We start from the raw sequence: 15,714 nt of genomic DNA on the forward strand, positions 1-15,714 counted from the left end.
GTCGGCGGAGGAAAAACCTGTTGCGCGGATCACATCGAGGTTGGCAGGCTCGCGGCCATGACCTCCTGACTTCCGGGCCCTTCGTGCCCATTCCATGTCCGTCCGGTGTCCGCTCCGGACGCAGCGTCGATGTCGCGCCGGGCGCCGTGCCGCAGCGCCGCGCATCCTCCGCCCGCCGGCCCGGGCCGCCTGCCGTTCGGCCGCCGTGCGTGCTGTGCGCACGGTGCTGAGGCGTTCCGTGCGCCCTGTTCCCCCTGCTTCCCGGCTCCCCTTGCTTCCTGGCTCCCCCGCACCCCCGTGCGCCCGTGCCCCGCGCCCGCGCACCGCTCGTATCGGAGTGTCATGCTGCTCACCCCCCTGCCGCTGGCCGATCCCGGCCGTCCCGACCTCTCCTCACCCCTGGCCTTCCTGCGCTGGCTGCAGCGCGGCCAGCGGCGCGAGCAGCTGCTCGCCACCCTCTGGGCGCTGATCGAGATGGGGGGCCAGGCCGCCCTGCCGATACCGCTCGGGCTCGGCGTGCAGGCCGCCGTGGACGGCGACGCCGGCGGGATCTGGCGGGCCGCCGGGCTCCTCCTGCTGCTGGGCGCGGGCGCTTCGGTCGGCACCGTGCTGTTGCACCGCCAGGCGGTCTGGAACTGGATCCACGCGGCCACCCACGTACGGCAGTTGGTGGCCCGGCAGGCCTCGCACCTCGGCGCCGGGCTGTCTCGCCGGATCGCCACCGGCGAGGTCGTCGCGGTCGGCAGCGGGGACGTCGAGCGGATCGGCTGGTACGTCGAGCTGGTCGCCCGGGTCCGGTCCGCGGTGATCGTCTGGCTGGCCGTCAGCGTGGTGGTCCTGACGGTCGATCCGGTGCTCGGGGCCGGGGTGCTGCTCGGCGTCCCGGTGCTGGCGGCCTCCGTCTGGCCGCTGATCGGGCCGTTCGAGCGGCGCTACGAGCAGCAGCGCGCCCTCGGCGGCAAGGCCACCGAGCTGGCGGCCGACACCGTCGCGGGGCTGCGGGTGCTGCGCGGCATCGGCGGCGAGGAGCTGTTCCTGGAGCGGTACCGGGCCGCGTCCCAGAAGGTCCGGGCGGCGGCCGTCCGGTCGTCCCGGATCTGGTCGCTGATGCAGGCCCAACAGGTGCTGCTGCCGGGCCTGTTCGTGGTCGGCGTCACCTGGTACGGCGCCCGGCTGGTGGCCTCCGGCGAGCTCGCCGTCGGCACCCTGATCGCGGTGTACGGCGCGACGGCCTTCCTGGCCGCTCCGCTGCGCATCCTGGGTGAGGCGGCGCACGCCTGGAGCGTGGCCCGGGTCTCCGCCGGGCGGGCCGTCCGGGTGCTCTCGCTGGACCGGACCACCGGTACGGCCGAGGCCGCGCTGGCCAGGCCGGACAAGGCCGACCTGCACGACCCGGCGAGCGGCCTGACGGCACGGGCCGGCGAGCTGACCGCGGTGGTCTGCGGGGACCCGGACTACGCCGGGGCGCTGGCCGAGCGGCTCGGCGGCCACGTCCCGTTGGCCGAGGGCGAACGGGCACAGGCCTCGGCGCGGCTCGGCGGCACGGAGCTGGACGCGGTGCCGTTGGCCGAGGCCAGGGCGGCGGTGCTGGTCCACGACAAGGAGCCGGTGCTGCTCTCCGGCACGCTGGCCGAGCTGTTCGACATCCCGTCCTCGGGGCGGGTCCCGGCGGCCGAGGCCCTCGCGGCGGCCCGGTCCGACGACGTGCTGGAGGCCCTGGTGGAGGGCTCGCCGGAGTGCGGGGGAGACCCGATGCGCGCCCGGATCACCGAGCGCGGACGCTCGCTCTCCGGCGGGCAGCGCCAGCGGCTCGCGCTGGCCCGCGCCCTGCTGGCGGACCCTCCGGTGCTGGTGCTGGACGAGCCCACCAGCGCGGTGGACGCGCACACCGAGTCGCGGATCGCCTCCGGGCTGCGGGACACCCGAGCCGGCCGCACCACCGTGGTGTTCGCGACCAGCCCGCTGCTGCTCGACCAGGCGGACCGGGTGGTGCTGCTGCAGGAGGGCCGGGTCGTCGCGGCCGGGCGGCACCGTGAGCTGATGCGGACCGAGCCGGCCTACCGGGCAGTGGTCACCCGCGACGAGGAAGCGGCCCGCCCGGTGGGTGGGGCCGTATGAGGACCATCGTCAACTTCCCTGCCACGCACGCGAGGAGTACGTCATGAAGCCCCCCGTCCAGGAGGAGCAGGGGCCGGCCACCACCCTGCCGGTCGGCTCCCCGGCCGCCGTGCGCGGGTACCTGCTGCTGCTCGCGCGGCGGCACCGCCGCGGGTTCTCCGCGGTGGTGACACTGCACTCGACGGCCACGCTGGCCGGGCTGGTCGGGCCCTGGGTGCTCGGCCGCCTGGTCGAGTCGCTGGCCACCGGGACGGCCGGGTCCACCATCACGGTGGCGGTCGCCTGGTACCTGCTGGCCCTGGTGGCGCAGGCGGCGTTCACCGGCTGGTCGCGGATGCGCGGCGCGGTGCTCGGCGAGAAGGTGCTGGCCGACCTGCGCGAGGACTTCCTGGTCCGCTCGGTGGCCCTGCCGACCGGGGTGCTGGAGCGGGCCGGCACCGGGGACCTGGTCTCCCGGGGCACCACCGACATCGACCGGCTGGACAAATCGGTGCGCGAGGCGGTGCCCGAACTCGCCGTCGCCGTGGTGTCGTTGCTCCTGGTGCTCGGTGCGCTGCTGATCACGTCGCCGCTGCTCGCACTGACCTCGCTGGTCGGCCTGCCGCTGCTGCTGGTCAGCTCCCGCTGGTACTTCCGGCGCGCGCCGCAGTCCTACCGCAGCGAGTCGGCCGGGTACGCGGCGGTGAGCAACGTGCTGGCCGAGACGGTCGACGCCGGGCGGACGGTCGAGGCCCTGCGGCTGGGCGACCAGCGGGTCCGGCTGACCGACCGCAAGCTGCGCGAGTGGCTGGCCTGGGAGCGGTACACCCTGTGGCTGCGCTCGGTCTGGTTCCCGACCATCGACGCGGTCTACACCTCGGCGGTGCTCGCCACCCTGGTGCTCGGCGGGCTGTTCACCCTCCGGGGCTGGATCACCGTGGGCCAGTTGACCACCGGCGTGCTCTACGCGCAGATGCTGACCGGCCCGGTGGACCTGATCCTGCGCTGGTACGACGAGCTCCAGATCGGCCAGGCCTCGCTGGCCCGGCTGGTCGGCGTGCGCGAGGTGCCGGAGCACGAGGGGGACGAGTCCGCCCGGCCGGACGGCCGTCGGGTCGAGGCGAAGGATGTCCGGTTCGGCTACCGGGAGGGCGCCGACGTCCTGCACGGCATCAGCCTGGACGTCGCCCCGGGCAGCCGGGTCGCGCTGGTCGGGCCGTCGGGCGCGGGCAAGTCCACGCTCGGCCGGCTGCTGGCGGGGATCTACGCCCCCGGCCGCGGCAGCGTGACCCTCGGCGGTGCGGCGCTGGCGCGGATGCCGGCCGAGCGGGTGCGCGCGCAGGTCGCCCTGGTGAACCAGGAGCACCACGTCTTCGTCGGCACCCTGCGGGACAACCTGCGGCTGGCCGCGCCCGACGCGGACGACACCGAGCTGCGGGCCGCGCTGGACGCGGTGGAGGCCGGGGCCTGGGTGGACGCCCTGCCGGAGGGCCTGGACACCGAGGTCGGCTCCGGCGGCACCTCGCTGACCCCGCCGCAGGCCCAGCAGCTGGCGCTGGCCAGGCTGGTGCTGGCCGATCCGCACACCCTGGTGCTGGACGAGGCCACCTCCCTGCTGGACCCGCGGGCCGCCCGGCACCTGGAGCGCTCGCTCTCCAGGGTGCTGGAGGGCCGGACGGTCATCGCCATCGCCCACCGGCTGCACACCGCGCACGACGCGGACGTGATCGCGGTGGTCGAGGGCGGGCGGATCAGCGAGTACGGCAGCCACCCGGACCTGGTCGCGGCGGGCGGTCCGTACGCGGCGCTCTGGCGGTCCTGGCGGGACGAGCGGTAGCGCGACGCCCCGGGGCGGGACGAGCGGGGAGCGGGCCGTCCCGGTAGGAGGGGCTTCAAACCCGTACGGGGCCGGATTGCCCCGTACGGGTTACTCCCTGGCCCGGAGGGGCGCGTAACCGGGCAAATCGGCCGCCCGGCCCGCAGACTGCTCCGGTGACCAAGATTTCAGACGGCTCGTCCCGCTCCCCGCGCGGTGAGATCGGCGGGATTCCCACGCGCTACATCGGGATCGGCGCCATCGTCGTCCTCGCTGTGTGGTTCCTGTTCGCCAACCTCGACAAGGTCAAGATCCAGTTCTGGGTCTTCACCGTCACCGCGCCGCTCTGGATCGCGCTGCTGGCCACGCTGATCGCGGGCGTCGCGCTGGGCTGGCTGCTGAAGGGACGGCGCAGCAGGTGACCACAGCCCCCGGGCCGGCTCCGTCCGGCGCATCGGCCTTCACCCCGCTGATCGAGATGCGCGGGGTCAACAAGCACTTCGGGGACCTGCACGTGCTGCAGGACATCGAGCTGACGGTGGGACGCGGCGAGGTCGTCGTCGTCATCGGCCCGTCCGGCTCCGGCAAGTCCACCCTCTGCCGGGCCATCAACCGGCTGGAGCCGATCGAGAACGGCACCATCCTGATCGACGGCCAGCCGCTGCCCGAGGAGGGCAAGGGGCTGGCCAGGCTGCGCGCCGAGGTCGGCATGGTGTTCCAGTCCTTCAACCTGTTCGCGCACAAGACCGTGCTGCAGAACGTCTCGCTCGCGCAGATCAAGGTCCGCGGCCGGCCCAGGGCGGACGCGGACGACAAGTCCCGCGCGCTGCTGGAGCGGGTGGGCCTCGCCGATCAGGCGGCCAAGTACCCGGCGCAGCTCTCCGGCGGGCAGCAGCAGCGGGTCGCGATCGCCCGCGCGCTGGCGATGGACCCCAAGGCGCTGCTGTTCGACGAGCCCACCTCGGCGCTCGACCCCGAGATGATCAACGAGGTGCTGGACGTCATGCGCCAGCTCGCGAGCGAGGGCATGACGATGATCGTGGTCACCCACGAGATGGGCTTCGCCCGGGCCTCCGCGAACCGGGTGGTGTTCATGGCCGACGGCCGGATCGTCGAGGACCGTGCCCCGGAGGACTTCTTCAGCGCTCCTGAGAGCGATCGTGCCCGGGACTTCCTGTCCAAGATCCTGAAGCACTGAGGCGGCGCCGTGAACCGTGAGACGACGCCGGCGGCGAGGCCCGCGGGAAGATCTGTGGGAAGGCCCGTGGCGCGCGCGGGGCGGCGCGTGCTCGCCGCCGCCCTGCTGTTCACCGCGCTGGTGGCGGGCTGCGGCAAGCCCGGCACCCCGCCGCCCAAGGGCCCGCAGCCCAGCGCCCTGCCCAGCTACCAGGTGCAGGACGCCTCCGCGATCACCGGCTCGCCGACCCTGGACGCCGCCCGCGGCCGGGGCCACCTGGTGGTCGGCGCCAAGGAGGACCAGCCGTACCTGGGCCAGAAGAACCCGGCCACCGGCGTGTACTCCGGCTTCGACATCGAGATCGCCAAGATGGTCGGCGCCTCGTTGGGCTTCCCGCCGGACCGGATCCAGTTCAAGACGATCGCCTCGGCCAACCGCGAGACCGCCCTGCAGAACGGCCAGGTGGACTACTACGTCGGCACCTACACCATCAACGACAACCGGAAGAAGCTGGTCGGCTTCGCCGGCCCGTACTTCATCGCCGGGCAGTCGCTGCTGGTGCGCAAGAACAACACCACCATCCACGGCCCGCAGGACCTGGACGGCAAGAAGGTCTGCTCGGCGGCCGGCTCGACGCCGTACCAGCGCATCCAGTCGCAGTACCCGAAGGCCAAGCTGATCGGCTACGACACCTACTCGGCCTGCGTGGACAACCTGATCACCAACCAGGTCGACGCGGTGACCACGGACAACGCGATCCTGCTCGGCTACGCGGCAAAGGTGCCGGACGAGCTCAAGGTGGTCGGCCCGCTGTTCTCGACCGAGCCGTACGGCATCGGGGTGCCGAAGAACGACACCGTGCTGCGCGGCGCGATCAACGACGCTCTGGAGCACCACATGCAGAACGGCGACTGGAGGAGGGCGTTCGAGGCGACCCTCGGCCTCTCCGGGGAGCCGGCGCCGAACCCGCCGCAGATCGACCGGTACTGAGAGGGCCGCGCCGTGAAAACGCTGACCGACAACTGGTCGACCTACTGGGACGGGTTCCTCGGCACGCTCTCGCTGTTCGCGGTGAGCGCCGTGCTGTCGCTGGTGCTGGGCGTGCTGATCGCGGGCTTCCGGGTCTCGCCGGTGAAACCGCTGCGGGTGTTCGGGACGCTGTGGGTGACGGTGCTGCGCAACACGCCGCTGACCCTGCTGTTCTTCATCGTGGTGCTGGGCCTGCCCCGGTTCGACATCACCCTGCCCTTCTACACCTTCGCGGTGCTCGCGCTGGGCTGCTACACCTCGGCCTTCGTCTGCGAGTCGATGCGGTCGGGCATCAACACGGTGCCGACCGGGCAGGGCGAGGCGGCCCGTAGCCTCGGCATGAACTTCGGGCAGACGATGAGCCTGGTGGTGCTGCCGCAGGCGTACCGCTCGGTGGTGGCGCCGCTCGGCAGTGTGATGATCGCGCTGGCGAAGAACACGGCGATCGCCGGCTCGTTCAGCGTCACCGAGCTGCTGGGCACCTACCGGACCATCAACGAGCTGGGCTACAGCATCATCTGGACCTTCGTCTGGATCGCCGTCGGCTACCTGATCATCACCCTGGCCATCAGCGCCGTCTTCAACCTGCTGGAACGACGAGTGGCGGTGTCCCGATGACGGTCGAATCCTCGGCGCTGTACGACATCCCTGGCCCGAAGGCGCTCTCCCGGCACCGGCTGTACGGCGGGATCGCGCTGCTGCTGATCGCGGCGCTGATCGGCTGGGTGGTCTACATGCTCTTCCACACCCATCAGTTCACGTACGCCAAGTGGCAGCCCTTCGAGTACCGGGGCGTGCAGGAGCTGCTGCTGCGCGGGCTCGGCAACACCTTGCAGGCCTTCGGCTGGACGGTGCTGTTCGCGCTGCCGTTCGGCGCGCTGTTCGCGGCCGGGCGGCTCTCCGACCACCGGGTGGTGCGCTGGTTCGCCACGCTGGTGGTGGAGTTCTTCCGGGCCATGCCGGTGCTGGTGATGATCTTCTTCGTCTTCGTCGCGCTCAAGGTGCAGCCGCTCTGGGCGCTGGTGGCCGGGCTGGTGCTCTACAACGGCTCGGTGCTGGCCGAGGTGTTCCGGGCCGGCGTGCTCGCGGTGCCCAAGGGGCAGCGGGAGGCGGCGTTCGCGCTGGGGATGCGCAAGACCCAGGTGATGACGTACGTCTTGGTACCGCAGGCCAACCGGGCGATGCTGCCGGCCATCATCAGTCAGCTGGTGGTCGCGCTCAAGGACACCTCGCTGGGCTTCCTGATCACCTTCGAGGAGTTCCTGCACGCGGGCAAGCTGATCGCCACCAACCTGGACTACGACCTGCCGTTCATCCCGGTGGTGATGGTGATCGCGCCGATCTACATCGGCATGTGTCTGCTGCTCTCCTGGCTCGCCCGCTTCGTGGAGCGGCGCAGCCGGCGCAGTCCGAGCGCGCGGGGCGGGGCACCGGTGGCCAAGGCCGGGGTGCCGGTGGGGCTGCCGCCGTCGGCGCAGTTGTGAGAAGGCCGGTTCGGGGCTGAACCATAGGTACGGGTGGGGTTGGGGTCGGTACCTCCAAATTCCTCTTATGATTCTCGGGCGCCCGGGCGCGGCCCGTGGACGACCGGAGCGCGGCCGGAACGGGGCTGCTGACGGTGGACGAGAGGGCGGAGGGACCATGGAGCCGGTGTTCGATTCGCGGCACATCAGGACGTTCCACGAGGTCGTCCGGGCCGGCTCCTACTCGGCCGCCGCCCGCGAACTGGGCTACACCCAGCCCGCCATCACCCAGCAGATGAAGGCGCTCGAACGCACCGTCGGCGTCCCGCTCTTCACCCGGGCCGGGCGCGGACTGCGGCTCACCGAGGCCGGCGAGGCGCTCTCCCGGCACGCCGAGCTGATCCTCGGCAGCATGTCCGCCGCCCAGCAGCAGCTCGCCGCGCTGGCCCGGCTGCGCGCCGGTCGGGTGCGGGTCTGTGCCTTCCCCAGCGCCAACGCCACCCTGATACCCCAGGCGATGGCCCGGCTGCTGGCCGAGCACCCCGGTGTGCGGGTCGAGCTGCTGGAGGCCGAGCCGCCGGACTCCGTCCAGCGGCTGCTGCGCGGGGAGTGCGACATCGCGCTGGCGTTCCGGTACCCCGGCGCGGCCGCCGAGGTGCCGGAGGGCGTGGACGAGATCCCGCTGATGGAGGACCTGCTCACGGTGCTGCTGCCGGTCGGGCACCCGCTCGGGCGCCGGCACGCCGTACGGCTGGCCGACCTCGGCGGCGAACGCTGGATCGCCGGCTGTCCGCGCTGCCGGGCCAACCTGCTGCACGTCTGTGCGGAGGAGGGCTTCGCGCCGGACATCGTCTTCTCCACCGACGACAACCTCGCGGTGCAGTCGCTCGTCGCCGCCGGGGTCGGGATCGCGCTGATGCCGGCGCTGGTGCTCTCCTTCATGTGCCACCGCAAGGTCACCGGACGGGCCGTCGAGCCGCACCTGCGGCGGCAGGTGAGCGCGTACGTGCTGCGCGAGCACCGGCGGATCCCGGCCACCGGGCTGGTGCTGGACCACCTGCGGCAGGCGGCGGCGAGCCGGGTCGGGTGCTGACCCGTCGGCGGGCGACATGACCGACGAGCAAGGACTGCTACCCGGCAACCTATAAGCGTTGATGGGGAGATTGCTTACAAACCCTCCTTGGACGTGATGGGTCCATAGGTTCGAACCTGCTGGGATGACACCCTCAGCCACGGTCGGCAGCGACCGGCTCACCGAGCGGATGACCGCGCTGATCAGTGAGATCCGCGCCGTCGTGGACCGCGGGCTCCCGCCGGAGCTCACCGCCTACCTGGTCGGCGAGCGCCTCGCCCCGCACCTGCACGCCGACCCGGACGGGCCCGACGCGCTGCTCACCCCCGCCCAGCGCGAGGGCGACCCGCAGCGCTACCGCCAGCACGTCCTGCACGCCGAGGGGGACGGCAGCTTCTCCGTCGTCGCCCTGGTCTGGCTGCCCGGGCAGCAGACCCCGATCCACGACCACGTCTCCTGGTGCGTGGCCGGCGTCCACCAGGGCCAGGAGAGCGAGACCCGCTACCGGCTGGTCTCCGACGGCCCCACCTCCCGGCTGGTCGAGACCGAGCACGTGGCCGGCCCGGCCGGCACCGTGGCCGCCTTCGCCCCGCCCGGCGACATCCACCTGGTGCGCAACTCCTGTAGCAGCACGGCGATCTCCATCCACGTCTACGGCGCGGACGTCTCGCGGCTCGGCACCAGCATCCGGCGGGTCTACCGGCTGGCCGCCGACCGGCAGCAGTGAGGGCGGCGTGGCACTGACCCTCAGGCACCGCACCGCCGGCACCCGCTCGCTGCCCCCGATGCGCGGGGACGCCCCCGGGCTGCTGCTCGCGGCCCTCGGAGTGGCCGCCGCGCTGGGCATCCACGCGCTGGTGCCGGCCGTGCCCGAACTCACCGCCGCCGTCCTGCTCGGCATGCTGGTGGCCCACCTGCCCGGGCTGCGCCCGGTGGTCCGCGGGATCGCCCGGCCGGGGCTGTCCACGGCCGGGAAGCGGCTGATGCGGCTCGGGATCGTCCTGCTCGGGCTCAAGCTCAGCCTGGACGACGTGCTCGGCCTCGGCTGGGCCACCGTCGCCATGGTGCTCGCGGTGGTCGCGGCCACCTTCGCGGGCACGCTCTGGCTGGGCCGGCGGCTCGGCCTGCCCGGGGACCAGCCGCTGCTGGTCGCCACCGGGTACTCGATCTGCGGGGCCTCGGCGATCGGCGCGGTCAGCCAGGCGGCGGGCAGCGAGGAGGAGGACGTCGCGGCCTCGGTGGCGCTGGTGACTCTCTGCGGGACGCTGGCGATCGCCGTGCTGCCGCTGCTCCAGCACCCGCTCGGGCTCGGCGAGCTGGAGTTCGGGCGCTGGGTCGGGGCGAGCGTGCACGACGTCGGGCAGGTCGTCGCCACCGCGCAGACCGGCGGGGCCGGGGCGCTGCGGGAGGCGGTGCTGGTCAAGCTGATGCGCGTGGTGCTGCTGGCGCCGCTGGTCGCGGGGGTGGCCGTGGCGGTGCGGCGGAACCTGCGGGCGGCGCGGGTGGCGGCCTTGGCGGAGGTTCCGGTCGGGGCGCCGGTGGGCGCCTCAGCGGCGGGCGGGGCGGGTGAGGAGGGCGCGTCGGGCGATGAGTCGAGCGCGAAGTCGGGTGAGAAGCCGGCTGAGAAGTCGGTGAAGACCGGCAGCCGTCCGCCGATCGTGCCGCTGTTCGTGGCCGGGTTCCTCGCGATGATCGTCCTGCGGACCACCGGGGTGCTGCCCGAGCGGGCGCTCGACCTGGCCGCGGACGCCCAGGGGCTGCTGCTGGCCGCCGCGCTGTTCGGCCTGGGCAGTGCGGTGCACCTGCCGACCATGGCCCGCACCGGCGGGCGGATCGCCCTGCTCGGACTCGGGTCCTGGGTGGTCGTCGCGGGCGTCTCCTACGTGGGGGTGCTGGTCACGACCTGACGGACCCGGGTGCGGACTCGGCTATTGTCGGGCAGGTGCCCGCCCCGTCCGTACGGGGGCGGCACCGCAGCCGAGTTCGCCCGAGTCCACCAAGGGGGACGGATGACCACCGCACTGCCCGAACGCGACGGCCACGAGGCCGTCGTCACCCTCGACCGGCGGGAGGGTCCGTACGGCGAGGTGGTGCTCCGGCAACGCGGTCGGGACTTCGAGATCATCGCCAACGGCTGCTTCCTGATGGACACCGCCGACGGGCGCTCGGAGCGGCTGCTGATCCAGGCGGCGCTGGACGAGCTGGACCGCACGGGCGGCCCGGTCGAGCGGCCGTCGGTGCTGATCGGGGGCCTCGGGGTCGGCTTCTCGCTGGCGTACGCGGCGGCCGAGCCGCGCTGGGGACGGATCGCCATCGTCGAGCGGGAGAGCGCGATCATCGACTGGCACCGGACCGGCCCGCTCGGCGCCTTCTCCGACGGTGCGCTGGAGGACGCGCGGGTCGAGGTGCTCCACACCGACCTGCTGGAGTACCTAGCGGAGGCGGACGGCGAGCGCTACGACGCGCTGTGCCTGGACATCGACAACGGGCCGGACTGGACCGTCACCGAGTCCAACGACGGGCTGTACGGCGCGGACGGGCTCGCGGTGCTGTGGCACCGGCTGCGGACGGGCGGGGTGCTGGCGGTGTGGAGCGCGCAGCCTTCGCCTGCCTTCGAGGAGGCGCTGCGGGCGGTGGGGTTCTCGGACGTGGTGACGCACGAGATCCCGGTCGCCCGGGGGGTGCCGGACGTGGTGCACCTGGCCCGGCGGGTCGGCTGAGGGCGCGCCGAGGGCCGACTGAGGGCGGACGCGGATCGGGCCGGGTACGGCCGGATCGCGGGTGAACCCGGCTGTGGCGGCCGGTGGTTGGCGCCTGGTGCGTCAATTGCTGTCAGCGTCAAGGCTGTTGAACGGCAGGTTGATGGTGGGATCGGGTGGCTGAGAGCGGGAGTCCCTCGGAGCGGATCGCGGCCGAGCTCCGACGTCGCATCGCGGCAGGGGAGTTGGCGCCGGGGGCGCGGGTGCCGTCGACCCGGCGGATCACCCAGGAGTGGGGCGTCGCGATGGCCACGGCGACCAAGGTGCTGAACCGCCTCCGGGAGGAAGGGCTCGTACGGGCCGTTCCCGGGGTGGGCACGGTGGTGGCCGGGAAGGCAGCTCCGGAGGAGGTCCGGGCCCGGGAGCCGCGGCGGGAACCGGCGCGGGAAGCGCGGCCGGTGGCGGAGCCGACCGCGGAGCTGACCGTGGCGCGGCGAGTGAGAGCGGGCGGCGAGGGTGAGCTCACCCGGGAGCGGATCGTCGCGACGGCCGTCCGGGTGGCCGACGAGGAGGGGCTGGCGGCGCTGTCGATGCGCCGGGTCGCGACCGATCTGGGCGTCGCGACGATGTCGCTCTACCGCCATGTGCCCGGCAAGGACGAGCTGTTGCGGCTCATGACGGACGTGGCGTTCGGGGAGCAGCCGCTGCCCGAGCCGCCGGCGGAGGACTGGCGGGAGGGGCTGGAGACGGTCGCCCGGCTGCAGTGGCGGATCTACCGGCGTCACCCGTGGCTGGCCTCCACGATGTCCTTCACCCGGCCCGTGCTGGCGCCGGACGCCGCAGTGCACACCGAGCGGTCGATGGCCGCCCTGGCGGGGCGGGGTCTGAGCGGCGAGGAGATGGCCCAGGCGGCCGTCGCCCTGGCGGCGTTCGTGTGCGGGCTGGCCGTCCACTTCGAGCGGGAGGCGCAGGCCGAGCAGGACAGCGGGCTGTCCGCGGAGGAGTGGATGGACCGGGTGGAGGGTGAGGAGCACGCCCGGCTGATGGTGGATCCGGAGCGGTTCCCGATGTTCGACGCGATGAACCGGGGGCCGGAGATCGACCTGGGCCTGGAGGCGCTGTTCGAGTTCGGGATGGCGCGGATGCTGGACGGGGTCGGTCTGATGATCGAGCGGCGGGGGCAGGGGGCGGCGAACAGCTGACAGGTAACAGATTTCAGATTTCGTTCGCTGAAATCTGTCAGCTGTTATCTGTCGGTTGTTACCTGTCAGCCGTCAGCTGTCCGTTGACGGCCGTCACCCGTTCGCGGTGACGGCGCGCAGCGGCTTCCCCCGCCTCCGGCTCAGCCGAACGGGCGGTTCTGCGGTTCGGCGTCCGCCTCCTCCGCCGGCTCCGGTTCGGGAGCCGACAGGTCCGGGAGGCCCCCGATGGCGAAGGGGTTGAAGTCCGGCGGCGGGACCATCACCGGCGTGCCCTTGCCCGGAGCCGGCTCCTCCGCGTCCCCGCCCTGCCCCGAACCCCGCTCCGCCGCCGCGGCCGCGGCGGGCGGTGCCTGGGCCGGGATGACGGGCGGGGTCGAGGGCGGCGGCGGGACGGCCGGGCCCTGGGAGGGGAGAGTCGTGCCGAACGGGTCGGCCTTCTGCTCGGCCGCGACCGTGGTGCCGAACGGATCGGCGACCGGAGCCGCCCCGGCGGGCTGGATGGCGGGCGCGTCGCCCGACAGGTCCGGGATGCCCCCCATGGCGAAGGGGTTGAAGTCCGGCGGCGGGACCATCACCGGGGTGCCCTTCGGTCCGCCCTCGGCGTCCGGTGCCGCCTGGTCCCCACCAGCGGCGGGGACCTCCGGGGTCTCCGCGACCGGCGCGAAGGGGTTGAAGTCCGCGGGAGGCACCCGTACCGGTGTGCCGCGCAGGTGCACCGGCCTCTCCTCCGGCGCCTCCGCCGGGGCCTCCTCGATGGTGGCGGCAGGCGACGGGGTCGGGGCGGGAGCGGGCGCCGGGGTCGGAACGCTGCTCACCGCGGCGGCCGGGACGGCGGCCGCGGTGCCGGGGACCGGTACGCCGTCCCAGCCGAACTGGATGCTCTTCAGCAGCTCCGCGAACGCCTCCGTGTACAGCTCCCAGTCCTCCGGCCGTGCCGTGGACAGCTGGGCGCACAGCACCGTCCCGCCGTCCGGCAGCGGCACGAAGGCCTGGACGGCCGAGGTGACCACCCAGCGCCGCTGTCCGTCGGCGGCCAGCGGTCCGGGTACCGGGACGGTCCGGCCCTCAACCAGGACGGCGGCCGGTCCGGCCGGCAGCAGTACGGTCCACACCTCGGCGTGCCGCCGGACGGTGGCCAGCTCGGTGGCGAGCGCGGTGATCGGCAGCGGGTGCCGGGCGAGCGAGACGACCAGGGCGGCGTCCGAGGCCCGGTCGTCCAGCTCCAGCGCGCAGACGCCGGCGTACACGACGCCCGCGTCGCGGATCAGATCGGCCAGGGTGGCGGAGATCACCGCGAAGTCGCGCCGCGGCTCCGGACCGGTGGCGCTGAACAGCTCCTCGGCGACCTCGGCCAGGTGCCGGGCCAGCTCATCGGCGGCCGCCACGGTGGCCGGGGCGCTCCCACCGCTCGCACTGCCACCGGTCGCGCTGCCGCCGGTCCGGTCCGCGCCGTCGGGCAGCGGGGGCACCGTACGGGCGGAGACGCCGGGCGGGCCGCCCGGGGAGGTCAGCGAGTGGAAGCCGGGCGGTACGACCAGCCGGACCTCGGCGCCCGCGCCGGTGGGCAGTTCGACCGGCTGGCGGGTCTGCTGCCCGGCCGCCAGCGCGGCCAGCGCGGGGGCGAACGGCGGACGCAGCTTGGCGTCGGCGAACTCGCCGGTGACCGGGAGCTGGAACAGCGCGGCCGAGGTGGTGCCCCGGTCGGCGATGGCACCGCGCACCGCGCCGCCGCCGTACCGGGCCTGGAGCGCGGTGACCACCCGGTCGGTGAGCCGCGCGCCGGTGCCCGGCCGTCCGGTGCCCGCGGTGGTCACCGTGCCGAGCCGGTCGAGGGCGGTGTGCACCGGGCCGTTGGGGGCCAGCGGCAGGGCGAACAGCGCCTCGGCGGCGGGGTGTTCGGCCGTCCGCAGGGCGCTCAGCGAGGCCGCCGGGTGGCGCGAGGTGTGTTGGTCGAAGAGGGCGTCGGTGAGGGTGCCGAGGGTCGCGCAGACCTGCTCCGCTGCCGCGAAGGGATTGGCCTCCACGCTGAACTGGACGTCCTGGGTCACCTGGTGAGCCCCCCGCTCTGCTCCGTCTGCTGTCGGTGGTTCGGGTGGGACCGGCCCCGGCGCGGCGGCGCGCCGTCAGATCCCTGCTCATTCCTATCAGAGCCCACTGTCCTGACCGAACCGCAGGATCACCCGATGATCACTTGGGCGGTCGGCGCGCGGCGACGAGTCCGGCGCCGGCCCCGGCTACCGCTCCGCCGGCCCCGGTCGTCGATCCGCCGACCGCGCGGGTCACTCGGCGGCGGCCCCGGTGGCCTGCGCGGACCCGTCGTCGGGGGTGCCGGCCGCGAGCGCGGTGACCGCCTCGACGATCCCCGGCACGGCGAACAGCCCCGCGAGGTCCCGCACCAGGCGCCCGGTCGGGCCGTCGGGGCGCTCGTCGGCGAAGAAGGAGGCCAGTTCGGCGGCGAGCGCCGGCTCGCGGGCGGCGGTGAGGGTGAGCGCCGCGACGAACTCCTGCACCAGGTGGAGCTGGAGTTCCGCCAGCGGCACCGAGCGCTCGGACAACCACTCCAGCGAGGTGATCTCGGCGTTGGCGATCCAGGCCCGGACGGTCAGCCGCAGCCCGACGCTCGGCGCGGGGATCGCCAGATGGGCCAGGATCTGTTCTTGCGCCGCCCGGCGCACGTCGTCGATCACCGCCGAGGTGCCCGCGCTGGCCGCCACCGAGCCGCCGCGCAGCAGGGCGGCGAAGCCCGGCCCGTGGCTCTGCACGAAGTCCAGGTAGCGGCCCATCACCCGGTGCAGCCGCTCCGACAGCGGCCCCTCCATGGGCTCCTCGAACCGCGCCGACAGTTCCTGCCCGGCCCGCCGCAGCGACTCCTCGTACAGCGCCTGCTTGCCGGGGAAGTAGTGGTAGACCAGCGGCCGGGAGGCGCCCGCGGCGGCGGCGATGTCGTCGATCGACACCTCTTCCGGCGGCCGGCGGCTGAACAGCTCCAGCGCCACGGCGATCAGCTGCTCCCGCCGCTCGTCCACGCTCAGCCGCCGACGCGGCCGCCCGCCCGCCGCCCCGGCGGATGCGGAGGTCCATGCTGCGTGGTCGGCCGTCGGAGACGGCGTACGGGAGGCCATGTGCGCCACCCTAGTTCGTCACGGGCCCTCCGGTGGA

General features: G+C 73.7%; 14 protein-coding genes. 12 read left to right on the plus strand and 2 right to left on the minus strand.

Annotated elements, in window-relative coordinates; all coding sequences use genetic code 11:
- The first annotated feature begins 342 nt into the window (after nucleotides 1–342).
- From ACFY4B_RS20630 to ACFY4B_RS20685, 12 genes are all read left to right on the plus strand, one after another.
- Nucleotides 343–2,118 (plus strand): ABC transporter transmembrane domain-containing protein, encoded by a 1,776-nt coding sequence (locus ACFY4B_RS20630; protein ID WP_387969682.1) that lies wholly within the window; start codon nucleotides 343–345, stop codon nucleotides 2,116–2,118.
- A 43-nt stretch (nucleotides 2,119–2,161) separates the two neighbouring features.
- On the plus strand, nucleotides 2,162–3,934 hold the full coding sequence (locus ACFY4B_RS20635; protein WP_387969685.1) for an ABC transporter ATP-binding protein: 1,773 nt from the start codon (nucleotides 2,162–2,164) through the stop codon (nucleotides 3,932–3,934).
- 155 nt (nucleotides 3,935–4,089) lie between these two features.
- Complete coding sequence (locus tag ACFY4B_RS20640; RefSeq protein ID WP_049649495.1) at nucleotides 4,090–4,335, plus strand: lipopolysaccharide assembly protein LapA domain-containing protein; 246 nt, start codon at nucleotides 4,090–4,092, stop codon at nucleotides 4,333–4,335.
- A gap of 47 nt (nucleotides 4,336–4,382) precedes the next feature.
- Nucleotides 4,383–5,111: an amino acid ABC transporter ATP-binding protein gene (locus ACFY4B_RS20645; RefSeq protein ID WP_387969750.1), complete on the plus strand. Its 729-nt coding sequence runs from the start codon at nucleotides 4,383–4,385 to the stop codon at nucleotides 5,109–5,111.
- Between the two features lie 66 nt (nucleotides 5,112–5,177).
- A complete protein-coding gene (locus ACFY4B_RS20650; RefSeq protein ID WP_117492530.1) occupies nucleotides 5,178–6,080 on the plus strand; it encodes a glutamate ABC transporter substrate-binding protein in 903 nt (300 codons plus the stop codon).
- Nucleotides 6,081–6,092: 12 nt separating this feature from the next.
- On the plus strand, nucleotides 6,093–6,737 hold the full coding sequence (locus ACFY4B_RS20655) for an amino acid ABC transporter permease (RefSeq protein ID WP_074004373.1): 645 nt from the start codon (nucleotides 6,093–6,095) through the stop codon (nucleotides 6,735–6,737).
- Entirely contained in the window at nucleotides 6,734–7,603 is an 870-nt protein-coding gene (locus ACFY4B_RS20660) for an amino acid ABC transporter permease (RefSeq protein ID WP_387969689.1), read from the plus strand. The genes ACFY4B_RS20655 and ACFY4B_RS20660 overlap by 4 nt, the downstream gene beginning before the upstream one ends.
- A 166-nt stretch (nucleotides 7,604–7,769) precedes the next feature.
- A complete protein-coding gene (locus ACFY4B_RS20665; protein WP_049649505.1) occupies nucleotides 7,770–8,675 on the plus strand; it encodes a LysR family transcriptional regulator in 906 nt (301 codons plus the stop codon).
- A 124-nt stretch (nucleotides 8,676–8,799) separates the two neighbouring features.
- Complete coding sequence (locus ACFY4B_RS20670) at nucleotides 8,800–9,381, plus strand: cysteine dioxygenase (RefSeq protein WP_387969692.1); 582 nt, start codon at nucleotides 8,800–8,802, stop codon at nucleotides 9,379–9,381.
- Between the two features lie 58 nt (nucleotides 9,382–9,439).
- The gene (locus ACFY4B_RS20675) at nucleotides 9,440–10,561 is read left to right on the plus strand and encodes a YeiH family protein (RefSeq protein WP_387969753.1); all 1,122 of its coding nucleotides are present in this window, start codon (nucleotides 9,440–9,442) and stop codon (nucleotides 10,559–10,561) included.
- Nucleotides 10,562–10,663: 102 nt separating this feature from the next.
- Complete coding sequence (locus ACFY4B_RS20680; protein WP_387969695.1) at nucleotides 10,664–11,374, plus strand: spermidine synthase; 711 nt, start codon at nucleotides 10,664–10,666, stop codon at nucleotides 11,372–11,374.
- A 155-nt stretch (nucleotides 11,375–11,529) separates the two neighbouring features.
- Nucleotides 11,530–12,555: a TetR/AcrR family transcriptional regulator C-terminal domain-containing protein gene (locus ACFY4B_RS20685; protein ID WP_387969697.1), complete on the plus strand. Its 1,026-nt coding sequence runs from the start codon at nucleotides 11,530–11,532 to the stop codon at nucleotides 12,553–12,555.
- A gap of 140 nt (nucleotides 12,556–12,695) precedes the next feature.
- Here ACFY4B_RS20685 and ACFY4B_RS20690 read toward each other — a convergent pair whose 3' ends face one another.
- Nucleotides 12,696–14,603, minus strand: a complete 1,908-nt coding sequence (locus ACFY4B_RS20690) for a hypothetical protein (RefSeq protein WP_387969700.1) — start codon at nucleotides 14,601–14,603, stop codon at nucleotides 12,696–12,698.
- Between the two features lie 231 nt (nucleotides 14,604–14,834).
- Complete coding sequence (locus ACFY4B_RS20695) at nucleotides 14,835–15,677, minus strand: TetR/AcrR family transcriptional regulator (RefSeq protein WP_387969703.1); 843 nt, start codon at nucleotides 15,675–15,677, stop codon at nucleotides 14,835–14,837.
- Between the last annotated feature and the right edge of the window lie 37 nt (nucleotides 15,678–15,714).

The organism is Kitasatospora sp. NPDC001261, from assembly GCF_042896795.1.
Classification (GTDB): Bacteria; Actinomycetota; Actinomycetes; order Streptomycetales; family Streptomycetaceae; genus Kitasatospora.